Source organism: Paraburkholderia sp. EG286B (genome assembly GCF_040965655.1).
Classification (GTDB): domain Bacteria; phylum Pseudomonadota; class Gammaproteobacteria; order Burkholderiales; family Burkholderiaceae; genus Paraburkholderia.
On record NZ_JBFRCF010000148.1, the window covers coordinates 1 to 551 of the forward strand.

The 551-nt window shown below is 61.0% G+C and carries 1 protein-coding gene; it reads right to left on the reverse strand.

Going from position 1 to position 551, the window contains the following annotated elements; all coding sequences use genetic code 11:
- Positions 1-231 precede the first annotated feature (231 nt).
- Positions 232-549 carry a co-chaperone GroES gene (gene groES, locus AB4Y42_RS44145; RefSeq protein ID WP_368697884.1) on the reverse strand — a complete coding sequence of 106 codons (318 nt, stop codon included), beginning with the start codon at positions 547-549 and terminating at the stop codon, positions 232-234.
- Positions 550-551: the final 2 nt, after the last annotated feature.

A 551-nucleotide genomic window follows, 5' to 3' on the forward strand; every position in this document is an offset into this window, starting at 1 on the left:
CTGCCGGACTTAACCAGCTCGACCATGTGGGCCCGGAATTCCACAGGGTATGGGGTACGATGCCTGCCCATTTCGACACCTCCTGATCAAAAGCATAGGTGTCCGTTTTTGCGGGTCAACTTCACTGTCATGGAATTTGACGTCTTTGGCACTCATGTTCTTGCTCCGGGTAAAGTCGTTGACTCGACACGTCGCGAACGACCGGGCGGGTGTCCGCGACCGGTCGAAAGTTCAGGCGGCCTTGCGGGCGGCGCCCGCGTCGGCCTCGAGGACGCCCATGACGTCCTCCTCGCGCACGACGAGCAGTTCCTCGCCATCGACCTTGACGGTCTGGCCTGCGTATTTGCCGAAGAGCACCTGGTCACCGACCTTCAGCTGGAGCGCGCGCAGCGTTCCATCCTGCAGCAGCCGGCCGCTGCCGACGGCGACAACTTCGCCCTGTTCTGGTTTTTCTGCCGCTGAATCGGGAATCACGATGCCCGAGGCCGTCGTCCGCTGCGTTTCGATTCGCTTGACGATAACCCGGTCGTAGAGGGGACGAATCTGCATTT

Coding starts and splice junctions, on each gene's coding strand:
- groES (WP_368697884.1), bottom strand. CDS start 549: ATGCAGATTCGTCCCCTCTACGACCGGGTTATCGTCAAGCGAATCGAA.